The following is a 17,052-nucleotide window of genomic DNA, read 5'->3' as shown; positions in this document are numbered from 1 at the left end:
CTCAGTCAACCATCCCTGGGCGCGATGCATTCTCACATCAGGTCGCGATCACACTGTGAATCCGCCAGTCCGCTGTGGTCCAACGATGCGGCCACGCCTGCACTGTCCAGGAATTCTCGTAGATGTCGTAGATGTACTTGACCGAGAAGTTGCCGTCGCCTTCGTCCGTACGGCGGTTGCGTCGCGCATCCCGGTGTAACAGCCATCCGCCAAGTGGCGACTCTGTTCTTGCAATCCGCCTTGATCGGCCGGTCATAAACGAAAGCCGCCGGATGACATTCCTTTCGATCGAGTCGAATGTCGCACCCGTACGCTCGAAAGTAAGGGGAGGACAAGTGTCGAACGAACCCGGGCCAGTCGGCTGCCTCGACGCAGCAGGCACGGCAAGACCCAACTACCGGGCGTGCAACATGGCCGCGCGCACCCCGACGTCCCCCGGAGCCCGAACTGCCAGAAGGTGGCTTGTTTTTGGCACGTTGACCGTTTCGGCTCGCACTGCTGACATGCTGACCCGGTGCCGAAAATGGATCAAGTAGTCATCGAGGTCAGAGACGAGATTCGTCGTCTGAGAGCGGGACGCGGCGTTTTCACAACCAATCTGATCGACCGGTTGGGTCCGCGTCTGCAGGCCTGGTGCGGAACGCACCACGACTCCTCCCAGCTTCGATCGACTCTGACCCAGCGCTTGCTCACCAGTGCCGGAGCGTTGTCCAGCGACCGTCAAGACGCCCTTGTCGTCAGCTTAGCCATCGATCCCGAGGTCGAACATCTCGTCAGGTTCAAGGACCGGGTCGACCACCTCGCCGCCCAGTTGGCCGTGAGCGCCCGCACCGCGTTGCGCAGGATCGAGTCGGCCGAAACGGAGCTGGCCGGCGAGATAGCCGCCGAGTCGGCAGGCGCCACGGCGAGTGGGCATTTCGTCAAGTCCTACTACGTCCGCCAATACCAAGCCATTGTCGACAACACGGGCGCCCACGGCAATCCGGCGACCGTGTCCGTCCACCAGGAACGTGAGATCGTGTGTGTCCAGGATCGGCTGACCGAGATACCGATCCGTTTCGAGATCCCGGATCATCCCGACACAGCCGAACCGTTGTTCACCGCCCGGGTGCAGCACGGCGGCCGGTTACGGTCTCAGCGTCGGCTTTCTCCGACGGGCTTCGAGCTCACCCTCAGCCTGCCGTCCGCGATCGCTCAGCGAGAGGCCCACCGCTTCGCGTTGAGCTTCGTCTTCCCCGCCGGTTTGATCCGCGCTCACCACGTGATCACTGGTGAGGTCCAGATCCAACGGTACCGCCTCATCGTCAAGTTCCATCCCGACCACCTGCCGGCCTGGATCCGGAAAGTGGACGGCGAGGACATCAGGACCCTGGACGCGTTCGCCCGCAAGGCTGCCGCTCCGCCAGGAGCGTTCCCGCTCGACGCGGTGGGAGAGGCGCACCTGGAGTTCCGGCGGCTCGCTCCACACCTGGCATACGGCTTCCAGTACCGCTGGGCCGACTCACCGGGAAGCCTTGGGTGAGCACCGACCGGGTGGACCCCCGAGCCCGAGAGCCCACCCGCGCCGATCACCTCCGTGAACTGTCAGTCACGCGTCTGGCTCCCCGACTGCCGCAGCAGAGCCGCCGCCCGATACGCGGCTTTGAGACGCGCGACGACCGATGTGAGCATGGCCCGGAACAGGAACGCGAACGTCGCGCCCTGGATACAACCGGCCAGGTAAAGCAAGCCATATGCAACAAGAAGGTATGCGCTCATGTCGCCGTTTCCGGCCGTGGCCAGGAAAGGAAGAGAGGTCTTGAACTCCATGGCTTCACCTCGTTTATCGAATTGATCTGACGAGGCCCAGAATTCGTCGAAAGCAATCGGCCCACTTGTCCCGGCGGGACAGAGATCCATCAGCGCAGTTCGCCGGTATGAAAATAGTGTCCGACCACTCGGACACTCGGACACTCGGACATCTCAGGATCAGCAGAGCGCGAGGAGTAGCAGTTGAACAGCCCAGGTGTGACGCCCGATCAACTCCTGCATGACTTCCGAACCCTGGTCGGTGCGCAGAAGAGAAGCCTCCGGGGACTGGCCATCGCATCGGGCATCGGACATGAAACCATCCGAGGCTGGAAAGACGGGAACCGGTTTCCTCGGAACACGGACGACTTCCTCAAAGTAGTGCGGACCTGCCTCAACTCACTCAAGGAAGATGTGCCAGCGCCTCGCTGGAACTTTCTGGAATGGGAAATCCGCTACCAGGAGGCGAAACGGGCCTGGGAGAACCAAGCTGACGACAGCCGCTCCACAAAGACCGCTCCCCGCCTGTCCGGCGGACCGTCACTGCCGCCCACGATTCAGGTCCACGGCGGCGACTACGTCGCCGGAGTCAAAAACTCTATTCATTTCGGAGACGTGAACCACAACCACAACCCGCAGTAGAAATAGAAATTTTCCGCCATCGCGCGCAATGAAAGGAATTTCCATGGACGACGGTGAGATCAGGATCGAAAACGGGATCCTGTGGATTGACAGCGAGGCATACCCCCTGCGCAATATCTCGCGCGTCGGTTCGCGCTGGATCGACCCGAAGCCGATCAAGGCAGCGGCGGTGAAAGCGTTCATCGTTCGGACGTTGCTCTGCATGATCGTGTCCGGGGTGGTGGGCACCGGCTCCACGGCTGGCGGGATCATTCTCTTCCTGGCCGTCATGGCGGTGCTGATCTGGCGGCTGTCGGTGGCGCTCAAGCTAAGCCCGATCTACGGGCTGGTCCTCAACACCTCAGGTGTTCAACAGGACGCCATTTGGAGCTACGAGCAGAGCGAGATCCACAAGCTCGTCAGGGCGGTCACCGATGCGATCGGCCATCCCGACACGGCCCAGATGATAGTCAACCTCAACCATGTCGTGGGCGGCGACGTCATCCAGCAGTACGGCGCGAAAAGCACCGGCAAGCAGGTTGGCGCGGGAGCGTGAAGGTGCTCAATGAACAGTGATGACCGGTTCGAAATCCACAACTACAATCAGGTCCAGGACGGCGACATCATCCAGCAGTTCGCCCCGGGAAGTATCGGAAAACAGGTGAGCGCGGGCGTCGGCGACAACCACTCGGTTGCAGTTCACGGTGGCGACTACGTTGTCGGCGACAAGCCGGCCGAGCACCGCGGCGATGTCAACCACGACTACCGGCTGGGCACTGTGACCTGAGTGGAAGCGGTCCGTAGGGCAGCATGCCGAGCCGTAGTCACTCTGCGGCTCGGCATGCATGGTGACTGCGGTCAGACGGGAAACGCCGAAGGCCTGCGCGGTGTGCCGTTGCAGTCCCGGATCTGCATCGCGGGGTCTCTGTGGCTCGCCCTCCGGGGGAGGTCCATCGTTCGACGGGGCAACGGTGAACGAGAGGTCTATTTGTCGCACAGCTTTGACTCATAGCTGCCAGGGCTCTGGCCGGCCAGACTGATCCGGGTGCCCGGAAATCGGGACGGAGCGACTATTGGCTCGGCTCAACGCGGTTTCGTCGCTCGTCGGCGGCGTATGCGGCGCAGGCTGCCGTATCCCAGCCCGCCGGCGGCCACGGCTCCTGCGGCGATCTGCGTGATCGTATCCGTGGTCACCTGGCGTAGGAGCGGCTCGGTCCAGCCCGTCACGGCGCCCACGGCACAGACGAGCGCAATGAGCACCATGCCCAGACCGATCAGGACGTCGCGGCGCACCCGCGGGTCGCGGACCCAGCCGTCGACGAGCACCCAGATCGCGGCCAGCGAGGTCGTGACGGCGGCGGGTTCCCGGCCCATGGCGGGTGCTCGCACGGCCTGCTGGGCTCTGGAAGACTCGGTCGGTCCGTTCCGGCGGCGCCCGCGGTTGTCTTGGTCGGTCATGTCTGGTCTTTAGGCTCGAATGTGCTGCTCAGCCCACGGAAAACTTTCCCGGAAAAAGTCGTGGGGTCGCGAGGGCGGGGGGACCTAGAAGAAATCGTGTCTGTGGTTCGCGGGAGCTGTCCGACGAAGGAGGACAGGCCGGGAGAACCAGGACGACCGGGCAGAGCGAGGAGATGCGGGTGGTGGAGGACGGGCAGGGCGCCGGCGTGACGCCGCCGCGCGGCTCGATCGCGCGCCTACAACCCGAGAAAGGTCCCGCGAACTTGTGGGACTTCGTGGCCGACCTGCTGGAGTTCGTCGACTCCGCCGAAGGCGGTCCTTTCACCAACGACGACGTGGAGGCCGCCGTTGCCCGAACCCGACTGGAGTCTCACGGCGCCGACGCACTCCTGGTTGAGCGCCTCGCCGCGCAGCAGTTTCATGGAAGCGAGTTCGAGATCTTCCGCGCCGAGCTGGCGGCTTACGCCTATCCGGTGCTGCGGTCCTGGATCCGCCGGAAGATGATCTACGATCTGTGCGCGCGGATGGGGCGCCCGGTGGCCTCGACCGACAAGATCCGCGAGCACCTGGCGCACTCCCTCGACGACCGGATCGAGTTGGCGTCCGACGCGATCGCGGAGGGCCTGCGTGTCTTCCGTCGCTACGCCCTCGTCGGCGGCCGCTGGTCTGCCGAGGGTGGGGCCTCGCTCAAGACCTACTTCGTCGGGGCCTGCCTGCGTGCGTTCCCCGCCGCGTACCGGCGCTGGCTCAAGGAACAAGATTCCCTCAGCGGCTACGGGTTGAGGCCTGAGACCGCTGAGGGGCGGCACCTCGGAAGGCGGATCGATTCGCCCGCCAATGTCGACGTAGCGGGAGCGGTCGTCAGCGAGATGATGGTGCTGGACCGGCTTGCCGCCATGGACCCCAAGACCCGAGTCCTCGCAGCGCGGGTCGTGTTCCGCACCGACACCCATGAGGAGGCCGGTGAGCCGGACGGCCTGTCGGCTCGCGCGGTGGAGGGCCGGTTCTACCGCCATCGCACGGAGTGGAAACGACGGGAACAGAACCGAGGTGAAGTATGACCGACGACCGCATCGAACGGCAGTGGCACGAGACCGTGCTGCACCTCAATGCCGTCCTAGACCGCTTGGGAGACGGCGTCGAGCGGCTCAACCTCGGCGAGAAGGAGATCGCCGCGCTCCGGGAACTCCGCACCCGCATCCAGCGCGGCTACCATTTGCCCGAAACCACGGCGGCCGACCTGAACGACGACGTCGACCGGATGGTCGAGTACCTGCGCCTGCTCGAACAGTCCTCCCTCGGCTCCCCGGGGGCGGGCGCTGTCCGCCGCCGCAGCAGCCCGAAGGCCGTGGCAGACATTCTCGCCCGTAGCAAGGTCGGCACCTCTGCTCCGTCGCCGAGCACACCGGGCGGCCTGACCGTCTTCGTGCTGGACGACCACGAGATCATCCGTGACGGACTGCGCGCGCGATTGGAGCAGGAACCGGACATCACGGTGATTGGCGAAGCCGCCACCGCCACCGAAGCGCTCGCACGGATTCCGCAGCTCACGCCGGATGTGGTGATCCTCGACATCCAGCTTCCCGATGGAGACGGCATCACTGTCTGCCGAGAAGTCCGGTCGACCATGAAGCCGCCGCCAGCGTGCCTGATGCTTACCTCCGACACCGACGACGATGCGCTGTTCGGCGCGATCGTGGCGGGGGTGTCCGGATACATGCTCACGCGAGCCTCCAGCGCATCGATCGTGAGCGCGGTACGGACGGTCGCCGCCGGCGGGTCGTTACTGGACCCGACTCTGACAGCGGGTGTGATGAATCGCCTCCGACGCGGCGCCGGCGGCGTTGACCCGCGGTACGAACAACTCACCCCCCAGGAGCGTCGAATTCTTGACCACATCGCGGACGGCATGACCAACCGGCAGATCGCCGACCGGCTCTTCCTCGCCGAAAAGACCGTGAGAAACTACGTCGCCTCACTGCTGGCAAAGCTAGGGCTCCAGCGCCGCTCCGCGGCCGCGGCATACGGCACCGAACGCCGCCTGAGGCAAGAAAGCTGACGACATAGGCGGCGTCAGCTGGCGCCGCCTCACTCAAGCGGCACCGCCCGGATACAGGGCCGGATCGCTCCGGCAGCCCAAGCGGAAACGTGATCTCCGCAGACTGGCCACCGACCCAAAGCCGACCTCGAGGACTCCTTCACCGCCAACCGAGCAAACAAGTGCGCCGCACGCGCCTCATCCGCCACCCGGACGCGAAAGCCGGAACCTGCTGGTCATCACCCCCGTCCTGACAGGCACAGCGATCTCGTACCGGGACCCGCCTAGCGCTCGTGGCGGACCAGCCGCGGTGTCCCGACGCGTTCGGCAGGGGGTGACGCTGTTCAAGTCCGCCGGCTCGGACGGGCGTGCCCATCGATGACGACCTCAACGACCTGTAGGTGCCTTTCATGCAACCTGCTATGGCGTGTGTGACGTGCTCCGGTGGCCACTATCGAGTCGGGCAAGAATTGAACATCAACAATTGGCTGACTGGCATAGATCAGGTCACGCAAGCTGTGAATCCGGCGACCGCTCACGTCGTCGGCAAGGTGGTAGCCTGTTTCGATGGGAGCCGATGACGCACTCAGCAATCGCGAACATAACCGCGGGAAAGTGGGTCTATCCGCGGATCTTCTCGAGTTCACGATGCCCAACCCGACAGGAGACAGGCCAGGGGACATGGCATCATTTACCGTCGATGCCTGCCTCGCACTAGCAAAGGCATCAAAAACCTTCAGTGCGACCGCAGCTACCGGCGCGGGAACTGTGCTTTTTGTCGGCATCGGAGCGGTGGTCAAGAGGATCGCCCGGGACGCCGTCTTCGAGGCGGGGATTTCGAACACGCTGGCCATGTTCGCGGACGGCCAGATTGACGCGGCGAAGCAAGCACTTTCCGATGCGCACAACGAAACCTGCGAACAGCAGCGCCATGACCGCCTGCTGGTAGCCGAAGCCCACCTCACCGGCGCATATGCGATGCTTGTCCGAGACATCGAGAAGAACGCCGGCAAAAAGATACCGTCCAGTCCGAACAAGAACGCCGACGCTCTCCGTGTACTGTACGTCAACGCCATGGCCGCCGCGGCGACCACTGCCTCAATTCTCAGAGACCAAGGATCTCGCAATGTGGCGAGATGGGTCGATAATGCAGATAAGCACCTCGCGGCTTTCGGTGACTTCACCGCGCACCTGTACCGGCAGGACAGTGATTCGCTAGGGGATGCGGAGCGAGAATTCGAAGCGACCAGGATGACGCCGGGAAAGGTGGCCGCCGATATAGGCAAGGCGGGTATTTCGGTCGCATCTTTCTTTCTGTCGAGGGGGCGACATGTCATGCCGCCGCCGCAGCTGAATTTCGACCGGGCAACAAGTGCGAGCATTCGGCTGGAAACCTGTCGTGTTGCCAAGAAGGAGATGGATATCCTGGCCCGAATCGGCTCCCCCTACACGGAGCTCAGAGCATGGTGGCTGGAGTCAGCGTAGAGAACCGGATTCGGTTGGCTATGGCGGTGTCGAGCCAAAGCTCGAAGACAAACACCCCGGCCACGCGCGGTGTGGCCGTAACCAGGAACATCAGTGTTCAGATCAGACCGCCGAAGCTACTCGGTGGTGTGGAAAGGGTCGCCGGGCTTCGAACGCCATCGTTGGTGGTGATGTTGGCGCGAAACCGGGCCCTGGCTCAGGCAATCTGCGGGGGCCTTTCCTATGGTCGGCGTTTACTGTGCCGAGGGGAGGGCGGTGAGCGCGCTGATGTGATGTGCGAGTGCGTTGATCTGGTCGAGTAGGTGGTCGAGTTCGACGTTCAGGTCGAGGTGCCGGACGTGGATGCGGATTCCGGCGGTGGGCAGGACATGGGTTGTGCCGTGGCGGGGGCCGTCGGCGTAGATGAGGGTGGCGTCGGGCAGGTTCGCCGCGGTCGCGTAGGCCAGCGTTTGGTAGAGGTGCTGCGCGTCGCCGTGGCCGGCGTCGAGGCGGTATTTGAGCTCGCCGACGAAGCGGCAGTGGCCGTCGACCCAGCGGCTCAAGTCCGGCTGGACGTGCAGTGCTCGCTTGTGGTCAAGGTGAAGTGCCGAGTCAGCACCCGTGGGGAAGTCGTGTTCGTCCAGGCCGAGCACCCGCCGCGTGCTTGTGCGGACGAACTTCTCGAACACCTCGGTCATTCTGACGGCGAACCCGGGGACGGTGATTCTTCCTGGGCCGAACTCGGGTTCGGTGCCGGTGAGGATGAGCCGGGCGAGCTCGACCGCCGGGCGGTAGTGCTCGTTAAGCCGGGTCCATCGGACTGCCGGTAGTGACCCAAGGTTGCGGGGGAGCGGCGTGACCGATTCGAACATGCGCCGTAGTCGGATGATCGATCGGCGGACGTCGTTCGAGTTGATCGGGACCTGTGCGAGCAGGTCGAGTGCCGTGCGCAGCAGCTGGTTCTCGGGGATGTCCTCGTCGTGTGATTGGTAGGTCACCGCGATCGGGAGGTCACGTCCCGGGGACACCCGCAGTTGTTCGGCGAAGTCGATGCGGCCGCGGACGGTGTGGAGCCGCTCTCGATGGTCGCGGTATCCGCGGAGGAGGCCGGTGCGCACGGCCTGGTCGCACATGTGCGTGAAGACCGCTGACATGGCGTCGGTCAAGGATTCGGCGGTGCCGAGTGCGGCCTCGTTCGTCCACGACGGATCCACGGCATGGGTGATCAGGAACAGGACGCGGGCGATGGGTAACTTCGGGGCCACGACGATCGCGGTGTCGCCGACGATGACCGTGCCGACCCGGTCCTGGGCTCGCACGTTGTACCGTCCATCGCCGTTGTCGGTTCGGGTGACGAGGCATTTGAACGTCGTACGCAGGACGGTGACTTCGGCCGGCGTGAGCGGCACGTCGCGCCGCTCCCGGTACTCATGAAAGTGGAGTGTCTTCATCGTCGCCGCCTGTCACCTCCTTGCGGAGAGCCGCGAGTGAGAGTTCGTCCAGTTTGTGTGTCCGGCCGTGGAAGTGGTCGCGCAGTGTCGGGAGGACAGCGTGGTCCCAGATCAGTTCGAGCCAGGCGTCGTCGATCGGCGTGTCCCGGAAGAAGTGGCTCGGGCCGATGGCCGCGTCCGGGTCGGCGATCTTCTCGTTGGCCTTCTCGACGGCGTCGGCGATCCACCGGTAGTCGTGGTGGTGCTTGTCCAGGTAGCGGCGCAGTACTCCGGCCACGGGTTCGGTGTGGGGGGCGAAGTCGACGAAGTAGAACCGGCGCCGCAGCGCGCTGTCGAGCAGGGCGATCGATCGGTCCGCGGTGTTCATCGTGGCGATCAGCAGCAGGTTGGGTGGCAGTGTGATGGGCTGCTGGCGGTAGATCAGGTGAGCGGACTGGTCACGGTATTCCAGGAGGAAGTAGAGCTCGCCGAACACGCGGGCGACGTTGGCGCGGTTGAGCTCGTCGATGATCAGGACGTGGTCGTGGTCCGGGTTTGTGTGAGCCTGCTCGGCGATGGTGAGCAGTGGACCTGGGATGAGGGTGAAGCCGTTTCCGTCCTGGCGGGGGCGGTAGCCCTCGACGAAGTCCTCGTAGGAGTAGGTGGGGTGGAACTGCACGAGCCGCACCCGGTCCGCTGAGCCGGCGAGCCACTCGGCGAGTTTCCGGGCGACGTAGGTTTTTCCGGTGCCTGGGGTGCCTTGGAAGATCACCTGCTTCTTGTCCTTCAGCAGCGCGACGACCTTGTCGAGGAACGCTTCGTCCAGATACATGCGCTCAGCGACTTCACTCAGCGGGCTGTCAGGCTCCTCGGCGGAGACCTGCTCGGCTTCGTCATCGGTGTCCGGTGTGGCAGGGAGTTGCGGCGGCATTGCGCCGGTGCCGCGGCGCCAGTCGCGGAACGCGGCGGTCTCCTCCTCTGTCCAGGTCTCGGGAGGGTCGTAGTTCGTCAGAGCCCAGATGATCGATTGTGCGTCAAGCCGGTCGGACAAGGGGCTGCCCTGGCGGCGGAACGCGTCCATGACCTGATCGAGGAAGACCAGGAACGCCTCGTATCGTTCGCCATCGGTCGCGGCCGGCTCAGGTTTGGTATAGCCGGTGAGGCGATACGCGAGATCGACCGCCCGCGCCCGCCATGGCGGGTACTGGCTGACGTCGTCCGCCCCCAGTAGCACGGACGCCAGGCTGAGCCGTGCCCCGGCGCCGTCCGCGGCGGATCGGGGAAGGTCGGCCAGGAAACGGTCCACTGACTCGGGGCCGGCGTCAATCCAGAGGCCACCGAGGATCTCCCAGCCGTCCTCGGCGTCGTTGAGCCAGGGCAAGAAGCTGTCGGCGGTACGCCAGTCGACCAGGTTGTGCCGCCGGAGAAACGTGAAGGCGGAGGTGTCACGGGATGCGCGGGCGGCCATCACCGCCGATGCGCCGTCGATCTTGTAGTCGCGCTCCTGGCCCTCGAGGTCGATCGACCGTTGCATCCGCTGTCCCCACAGGACCAGAGCGCGCCAGCGGGCGTTGGGTTTGCCCCAATCCCACACGTAGGGCGACCGGTAGAAATTGACGAACTCGTCAGTGCCCCAACGCCCGTTCGGGCTCAGGCCGTGGGCTATGGACGCGATACGGAACGACCCCGGATCGGATGCCGGGCCAGCCAGGTGAGGCCACGTTGCCTGGATCTTGTCGCGGTGCTCGCGGCTCACGACCGGGGCGAACACGTCCGGGAAGAGCAGATGCTCCAGGGAGAACCGCTGGATCGCCGCACCATTGTCCTCAAGACCGTCCAGAAGCTCAACGAACGCACGAGACTCCTCCAGCACGCGACGACGGTCCGGGACAGACAGTCTCTTGAGTGCCGCGACCGCCTCGATCAGATACGCGTACTGGCGCCACCGGTAGTTGTTGTAACCCTGGCCGGGGTTGATCAGACCGGAGTCGAGCGTGCGGGCGAGATCCTCGGGGACATCCTGCCCGCCATCGACGAAACCGAGTACACCGCGGACCAGTTCCAGCTTCTTCTGGCCGCCGATCGCGGAGCTACGCGCGACCAGCAGGTGCACGTACAACAATTCCGCGGCCAGCCGTACAGCACCCGGTGGCGACGTCGCGAGCTGCCCCCTCAACTTGCCGAGGAACGTGCCCTCACCCAGGTCCGGCTGGTTCACGTAGTCCCGGACCAGGATCTCCGCATTCTCCAGCGTGGAAACGCGGTCATCCTCGAAGAGACTGAGATCGTCGAGCAGGCATCGGTCTCGCCACAGCTGCGCCGCCGCGTACACCGGTTGAGCGGAAGGGTAAGGAAGCCTCGTCCGGGTCATACCCGCCATGAGATCAGAAATGTCGTTCCACTGCGACCTTGCCGAATTTGGTTCCAGCGCTAGGTCCTGTACTGCCGTTGGCGCGTTCACCAGCCTCTTGGTGTGCCCGGATCCAGCGGTATCTCGTGGTTGGGGAAAGTGGTCGATAGCGCTGTGGCGGCTGGCCGCGTCGGTGACAGAGAGAAGCTTTGCTGATGGTTGCGCTGTCCAGGTTGGTTCGCCGGCGATCTGGTGGGCGTGCTTGGGCGGGACCCGGCTGGTAGGGGTAAACATAGCGGTGCCGAGGATGATGCGTGTATCGGCAAGGTCGGTTTCCTCGGTGAGGACTGGGATGTCGAGTTTGCGGGCGGCGTGCAAGAGAAGTTCGAGCGCGGTGTGGCTCGCGGTGTCGTGGTTGCGGTTGCGGAGTAGCTCGAAGGCGGGCTTGGACAGCGTCACCAATGCCCATGCGGCGCGGGTCGGCGGGTGTGTCGTCGACGGCGCGGAGGCTCAGTGCGAGCCGGGCGCCGCTGTTGGTGAGCTGGGCGAGTCGTTTGTCGATTTCAGGGATCTATTTGAGGGCTGCGGCCGGGATGCCGAGAAGGAGCAGGCTCGCGACGCCGCTGTGGTCGATGAGGTCGTGCAGGCGACACAGAATCGTTGACTGCGCAAGAGAGGGGCTGACAGCGTGCCCGCGGCCAATAGCCCAGTTCCCTCGTCTGGTGGCGCCCATCGAATACGCACTCTCATGCCGATGAACGCACGCTCGGCTTATCGTCGGTAGTTCCGCGACGACTGAGTGATGCAGCTTTAGGTAGATCGCACGCTATCGAGGTTCGACCGGATGATCTCGGTTGTGGGGTGGTTGAGTCCCAGCACCCGTTGGCTGTCGGCGAGGGTGGTTTCGAGCAGTGGGATTGCTCGCGTGAGGTCACCCGCCGACTGGTAGGCGCTCGCCAGGTTGTTGCGCGAGCGCAGTGTGTCGGGGTGATCGGGACCCAGTACCCGTTCCTGGTCGGCGAGGGTGGTCTCGTGCAGTGGGATCGCCTGGTCCAGATCGCCCGCCGACTGGTAGGCGCTCGCCAGGTTGTTGCGCGAGCGCAGTGTGTCGGGGTGATCGGGACCCAGTACCCGTTCCTGGTCGGCGAGGGTGGTCTCGTACAGCGAGATCGCCTGGTCCAGATCACCCGCCGACTGGTAGGCATAGGCCAGGTTGCTGCGCGAGGTCAGTGTGTTGGAGTGGTCGGAGCCCAGTACCCGCTTCCGGTCGGCGAGGGTGGCCTCGTACAGCGAAATCGCCCGGTCCAGATCACCCGCCGACTGGTATGCGCCCGCCAGGTTGTTGCGCGAGCGCAGTGTGTCGGGGTGATCGGGACCCAGTACCCGTTCCTGATCGGCGAGGGTGGCCTCGTACAGCGAGATCGCCTGGTCCAGATCACCCGCCGACTGGTAGGCATAGGCCAGGTTGCTGCGGGAGCTCAACGTGTTGGGATGATCGGGGCCGTTGAGGCGTTGGAAGCTGTCGCGGGCGCGGCTGTAGTAGCCGATGGCGGCGCCGGCGTCACCTTGTCCATTGAGATAGCGGCCGAGTCGGCTGAGCAGGCGGCTGGTCTGGGCAGTGTCGGTATTGGGCGTGGCGTGTTCAAGCAGAGCGCGTGCATGGGGCAGGACCATTCGGTAGACAGGCCAGGTCGCGGGAATGTGTGGATCTAGTGTGGCGAGGGCGGCCGTCAGAAGGGTTGCGGTGCTGTCGCGGGCGGTGGCGATGTCGGCGGGCTGACGGTGCGGGTCGGTGGGGTCGGGTGTGCGGGTGACCGCCTGCACTAGACGATGCACGTCGACGGTGGTTCCTGTAAGGGTGATCATGCTGTAGGCACTCAGGCGGCCCAGCGTCTCTGACAGCTCCAGTTCCCCTGCCTCACCGGTCAACAGGCTCCGGGGGATGCCTTCCGGGGCGAACCACGCCAGTTGACGCAGTATTTGGCCGGCAGCGGGTGCGTCGGCCAAGTGGTCGAGTGTGACGCGCCAGACTCTCGCCATCGTCCGTTGCGAGTCGCCGCCCTCCGCTGTCGTGGTGAACATCCGCTCCGGAAACCGTGCCAGCAGCTTGAGGTAGGTGGCAGGGCTTGTGCGGGTTTGGGCTAGGTAGGCGCCTGCCTGCTCGATCGCCAGCGGCAGCTGCCCCAGCTCGCTACACAACCGGTCCGAACCCGACAAATCCGCGTCCGGCCACTCCAACACCACGATCCGGGCCAGCAACGCCACCGCCTCGTCCCCGGTGAGCACGTCCAGCGGCAGCGGCACCGTCTCCACAGCCCGCCACCCCGAGCGCTGACGGCTTGTGATCACTATCGTTCCGGTCCGCACCCGCTCCAACAACCCCACGACATCCTGTGGACTGGTCACGTTGTCCAGCACCAGCAACCAGTCTTTATGGGTTGCCAGCCACCGCATCCCCAATGCGCTGCGCTGCTCCACGGGAAGGTCTCTACAGGCGGGTTGGAGGGTTTCGGCGAGGTCGGCGAGGCCGGTGTCGATCGCGGCGGGGGAATCCGCGGTGATCCACCACCGGAACCCGAACCGGCCTGCATGCAGATGTGTGAACCGGGCCGCCAGCGTGCTCTTGCCCACCCCGCCCAAACCGTGCACCGCGACCACCGTCGCCCGCCCAGACTCGCTCAGCACCTCCTCGAGCCGGTCCAGCTCAACGGAACGGCCTACGAACAGTGCTGTGTCGAGAGAGATTCGGGACAAGCTCGGCACGGCAGGCACCGACTCCATCGCGGGCAGCGGAGCCTGCATGACGATGTTGTTGTACTGGGTGTTGCTTTCGCCGGCCTGCACACCCTGGCTGTTGCTCACGGCGTGCACCGACGGCGCCGAGCCGACAGAGTCAGGCGACTCCGGTCGTGGGTCCGGCGGGGTGGTGGGCATCGAGGGCCGGTTCAATGGCAGGTGTTGGTCTGGAAGTCGTGGTCATCTACCTGCATGCCCTTGTCGCCGTGCAGGGGCACCCGGTACTTACTCGCATGGGCCTCGTCGTGGTCGGTCAGCTCCAGCACCTTCAGCGTGGCCGCCACCAGTTCTCCGTCCTCGCCGGCATCGGCTACGGTCAGCGCAACTGTAAGCTCACGGCGCACCGCGGTGCTGGTCTCGTCTGCGGCCAACGTGCCCGCGTCGGCTTCCGTCAGCTCCATTGACTCGATCACACCAAACCCCTCGCCTAGACGCAGGCCCCTCAGCCTCCAGCATCTACCAAATCAAGCAAACCGCTACACGCCACACCGAATCACCCACGTCCCCCTAACGGCCGCTCATGCCGCGATGAGTTTGGGACGCGCATACCGGATGAGTTCAGATTCGGTTCTCTGTGGCTAGGTCGTCGATGATCCAGCGCAAGGCGCTTACTGCGATCGAGTACCGCAGATACCTTGGGTTCTGGTTCGACTTGGGCTCGCATTGCTCCCGCATCCGCCTGAGTTCGTCGATCATCTCGTATAGCCGGTCCGCGTCTGTCATGCCAGCAAGCTTGGAGGGCCGGCGGGGACGCGCGCAACGCCATCTCCTGGGTGGCCTAGGTGTTCGGCGCGTCCGTGCTCAGCCTGAGTGGTCATGGAGCTTCAGAACTCAATGACCCTATGTTACGAATAGCGGCCCTTGCCTACCTCGGTCACTGCTCCGGTGTCTCTCGGGTGCAGTTGGAGTGTGCAGTTGGAGTCGGACCTGCGGATCTTCTTCGTTTGGTGTCAGGAGCGCGAACTCGTGCCGCTGGCTGGCTGCGGCGCGGGCACAGATTGAGCTATACATACGCTGGATGCAGGAAGTCCGGCGAGGAGCTAACTGTGGAAGGCGTGGAGTCGTCCGTCGGCGTTGGGTACGACGACGATGTTTTTGGCTTGGTCGCCTGGGTTGCTGAGGTAGTTCCATCCGGTCCAGGTCCCGCCGGGTGCGGGGTTGAGTTGGTCGTTGTGCCAGATTTGGTCGTCCATGCCGATCATGAAGGCGTGGAGTCGTCCGTCGGCGTTGGGTACGACGACGATGTTTTTGGCTTGGTCGCCTGGGTTGCTGAGGTAGTTCCATCCGGTCCAGGCTCCGCCGGGTGCGGGGTTGAGTTGGTCGTTGTGCCAGATCTGGTTGTCTAACAACACAGTGCTGCTGTTGAGTTTTCCGGCTCCCCACTCATTGTTGGGGACTCTTGAGGTGAAGTCGTCCGCGCGAGCCTTGTTGCCCAGATAGCTGATGATCTGTTGCTGAGTCAATGTCGGTTTCGCCTGGAGTAACAGGGCCACGGTTCCCGTGACATGTGGAGCCGCCATGCTGGTGCCCCGCATCGCAACGTACTGCGCTGACGCTGTCCCCGCTCCAGACCGGGCGGAGATAATGCTGTCGCCAGGTGCTGCGATCGTCGGAGCATTCCGCCCGTCCCTGGTCGGTCCCCTGCTGGAGAACGTCGACAGATTCCCGACTCCAGCACCCTTGGTGATGTAACTTGCCGCAGTGATCACCTCAGCGCTTGTGCCGGGAACAGAGATGGTAACCCGGTCGTTTCGATGGGAGCCGATGAACTGCGGGACCGTCGTACCGCGCTCAATCCAGGCGTGCCAGCCACCGTCGGTAATGGTCGCGCCGGTGAGGGTCACGGTCCACGTGCCCTGTTGTATCGTTGTGCTCGTACCTCGCTGGAGCTGCACGAAGATCCGATTATCGCCGTTGTTGGGATGATCGGTGACTGAGTCGACGAAAACCCGGTTACCATTAGGCAGCACAAGTGTGGTGCTTGTACCAGGAGAAACAGAGGGGCTCGCGACACCGTTGGGTGGCGCGATGCTGAAGTCGATCCTGTCGGCGGCGCGATACCAGAAGTCGAAGGTGTCAGGGGTGACATCGTTCGCTGGCACGTCGAACTGCGGGGTATCAGTGCCACCGGCTGTCACTGCTCCGCTGGCATGGGCCCCGGAACCGGCGGCGTTGCCCGCGGACTTCACCATCGATCTTCCGGCGGCTCCGAGCAGATTGTCGATGCCGCGTTCGAGCAGGCTGGTGCCGTCGTGCGGTCCGAGGTTATCTCCCTGGCTCAGGTTGATCACAGCCGGACGGCCGAGCGTGTCCGCCAGCGCGAAGATGTACTGCACCGCGTCGAGTGTGCTCGCTGAGTCGCCGACAGCATCAGTCGTGACACGATTGGCTACGACGACGATGTCCGCCTCTGGAGCGACCCCGATGAAAGTGAACGGTGGCCGCCCGTTGCCCGAGGGGGAGCCGTCACCAGCCGCGATACCTGCCACGTGCGTACCGTGTCCAACAGCATCGTCAATACTGCGTACGACCGTCAAGGGGTTCGGCGCCGCGAGCGCCGCGTCGATCTGCCCTTGCTGGTACTCCACGCCGTAGCCAAACGGCGAGGGAGAGGCCTCGCCCGCCTGGGGAACGAGGCTCTGGTCCCAAAGCCGGATCACGCGACTGTTTCCGGCAGCGTTGAGGAAGCACTCGTGGCGCCAGTCGATTCCGGAATCGATGATGCCCACGATCACGCCGGCTCCCCGCAGTCCGGGCTGTCCGGTGTGCACGAGGTTCGCGCCGGTCTCGGGGAGGCTAATGTCCAGCTCGGCGTCCATCGCCCGCGCAGCCTCGACAAGGAGGACGTGCTCAGCGGCGTCCAGGCTCTCGACCTGCGAGAGGGCGACCTCTCCAGCGACGATGTCGCCGGCCCTGGTGGTGATCTTTAGCCCTCGTTCTGTGAGATCCGCGTCATCATCGGTGCCGGCGTGGACCAGGACGTGTACCTGAGGTTCGAGCACGTTCTCGACGTACAGGCCGAACCGTCCCGTCGTCTCCAGCGCTGCCAGGTCGCCATCATCGCCAGCCTCACTCAGGAGAAATTTCAACCGTGGGTCGAGCATGAT

At 64.4% G+C, this 17,052-nt stretch carries 15 protein-coding genes; 8 read left to right on the top strand and 7 right to left on the bottom strand.

The annotated features are described in order from the left end of the window. Positions 1 to 514: 514 nt before the first annotated feature. The gene (locus DMC61_RS14665; RefSeq protein WP_125689731.1) at positions 515 to 1,522 is read left to right on the top strand and encodes a hypothetical protein; all 1,008 of its coding nucleotides are present in this window, start codon (positions 515 to 517) and stop codon (positions 1,520 to 1,522) included. Positions 1,523 to 1,584: 62 nt separating this feature from the next. Here the strand turns inward: DMC61_RS14665 and DMC61_RS14660 are convergent, their stop codons facing one another. Continuing rightward, the gene (locus tag DMC61_RS14660) at positions 1,585 to 1,809 is read right to left on the bottom strand and encodes a hypothetical protein (protein ID WP_125689730.1); all 225 of its coding nucleotides are present in this window, start codon (positions 1,807 to 1,809) and stop codon (positions 1,585 to 1,587) included. Between the two features lie 183 nt (positions 1,810 to 1,992). Here DMC61_RS14660 and DMC61_RS14655 point away from each other — a divergent pair, with 183 nt between their 5' ends. The 3 genes from DMC61_RS14655 to DMC61_RS14645 are packed head-to-tail and all read left to right on the top strand — an operon-like array spanning position 1,993 to position 3,196. Continuing rightward, positions 1,993 to 2,430 (top strand): hypothetical protein, encoded by a 438-nt coding sequence (locus DMC61_RS14655; protein ID WP_125689729.1) that lies wholly within the window; start codon positions 1,993 to 1,995, stop codon positions 2,428 to 2,430. Positions 2,431 to 2,473: 43 nt separating this feature from the next. Beyond that, positions 2,474 to 2,965 carry a DUF6232 family protein gene (locus tag DMC61_RS14650; RefSeq protein ID WP_199749992.1) on the top strand — a complete coding sequence of 164 codons (492 nt, stop codon included), beginning with the start codon at positions 2,474 to 2,476 and terminating at the stop codon, positions 2,963 to 2,965. Between the two features lie 9 nt (positions 2,966 to 2,974). Further along, entirely contained in the window at positions 2,975 to 3,196 is a 222-nt protein-coding gene (locus DMC61_RS14645) for a hypothetical protein (protein WP_125689728.1), read from the top strand. A gap of 296 nt (positions 3,197 to 3,492) precedes the next feature. Here DMC61_RS14645 and DMC61_RS14640 read toward each other — a convergent pair whose 3' ends face one another. Further along, positions 3,493 to 3,867 carry a hypothetical protein gene (locus DMC61_RS14640; RefSeq protein WP_125689727.1) on the bottom strand — a complete coding sequence of 125 codons (375 nt, stop codon included), beginning with the start codon at positions 3,865 to 3,867 and terminating at the stop codon, positions 3,493 to 3,495. Positions 3,868 to 4,046: 179 nt separating this feature from the next. Between DMC61_RS14640 and DMC61_RS14635 the strand changes: the two genes are divergently transcribed. The 3 genes from DMC61_RS14635 to DMC61_RS14625 all read left to right on the top strand — a co-directional run bounded on the left by DMC61_RS14635 (position 4,047) and on the right by DMC61_RS14625 (position 7,390). Next, the gene (locus DMC61_RS14635) at positions 4,047 to 4,928 is read left to right on the top strand and encodes a hypothetical protein (protein WP_125689726.1); all 882 of its coding nucleotides are present in this window, start codon (positions 4,047 to 4,049) and stop codon (positions 4,926 to 4,928) included. A 353-nt stretch (positions 4,929 to 5,281) separates the two neighbouring features. Beyond that, a complete protein-coding gene (locus DMC61_RS14630) occupies positions 5,282 to 5,926 on the top strand; it encodes a response regulator transcription factor (protein WP_233594822.1) in 645 nt (214 codons plus the stop codon). A gap of 546 nt (positions 5,927 to 6,472) precedes the next feature. Then, on the top strand, positions 6,473 to 7,390 hold the full coding sequence (locus DMC61_RS14625; protein WP_125689725.1) for a hypothetical protein: 918 nt from the start codon (positions 6,473 to 6,475) through the stop codon (positions 7,388 to 7,390). 233 nt (positions 7,391 to 7,623) lie between these two features. On the opposite strand, the gene DMC61_RS14620 is transcribed toward DMC61_RS14625, so the two are convergent. Both DMC61_RS14620 and DMC61_RS14615 read right to left on the bottom strand, forming a co-directional pair. Beyond that, the gene (locus DMC61_RS14620; RefSeq protein WP_125689724.1) at positions 7,624 to 8,820 is read right to left on the bottom strand and encodes an McrC family protein; all 1,197 of its coding nucleotides are present in this window, start codon (positions 8,818 to 8,820) and stop codon (positions 7,624 to 7,626) included. After that, on the bottom strand, positions 8,798 to 11,608 hold the full coding sequence (locus tag DMC61_RS14615) for an McrB family protein (protein ID WP_125689723.1): 2,811 nt from the start codon (positions 11,606 to 11,608) through the stop codon (positions 8,798 to 8,800). The genes DMC61_RS14620 and DMC61_RS14615 overlap by 23 nt, the downstream gene beginning before the upstream one ends. Between DMC61_RS14615 and DMC61_RS14610 the strand changes: the two genes are divergently transcribed. Beyond that, positions 11,595 to 11,813, top strand: a complete 219-nt coding sequence (locus tag DMC61_RS14610) for a hypothetical protein (RefSeq protein ID WP_125689722.1) — start codon at positions 11,595 to 11,597, stop codon at positions 11,811 to 11,813. The genes DMC61_RS14615 and DMC61_RS14610 overlap by 14 nt on opposite strands. A gap of 146 nt (positions 11,814 to 11,959) precedes the next feature. Here the strand turns inward: DMC61_RS14610 and DMC61_RS14605 are convergent, their stop codons facing one another. The 3 genes from DMC61_RS14605 to DMC61_RS14595 all read right to left on the bottom strand — a co-directional run bounded on the left by DMC61_RS14605 (position 11,960) and on the right by DMC61_RS14595 (position 17,049). After that, entirely contained in the window at positions 11,960 to 14,011 is a 2,052-nt protein-coding gene (locus DMC61_RS14605; protein WP_158634096.1) for a tetratricopeptide repeat protein, read from the bottom strand. Between the two features lie 83 nt (positions 14,012 to 14,094). Beyond that, positions 14,095 to 14,346, bottom strand: coding sequence for a hypothetical protein (locus tag DMC61_RS14600; protein WP_125689720.1), 252 nt, complete (start codon positions 14,344 to 14,346; stop codon positions 14,095 to 14,097). A gap of 639 nt (positions 14,347 to 14,985) precedes the next feature. Then, entirely contained in the window at positions 14,986 to 17,049 is a 2,064-nt protein-coding gene (locus DMC61_RS14595) for a S8 family serine peptidase (protein WP_125689719.1), read from the bottom strand. Positions 17,050 to 17,052: the final 3 nt, after the last annotated feature.

Origin of the sequence: Amycolatopsis sp. WAC 04169 (assembly GCF_003947535.1) — a bacterium.
GTDB classification, from domain to species: domain Bacteria; phylum Actinomycetota; class Actinomycetes; order Mycobacteriales; family Pseudonocardiaceae; genus Amycolatopsis; species Amycolatopsis keratiniphila.
This window is presented reverse-complemented; position numbering and strand designations above follow the sequence as displayed.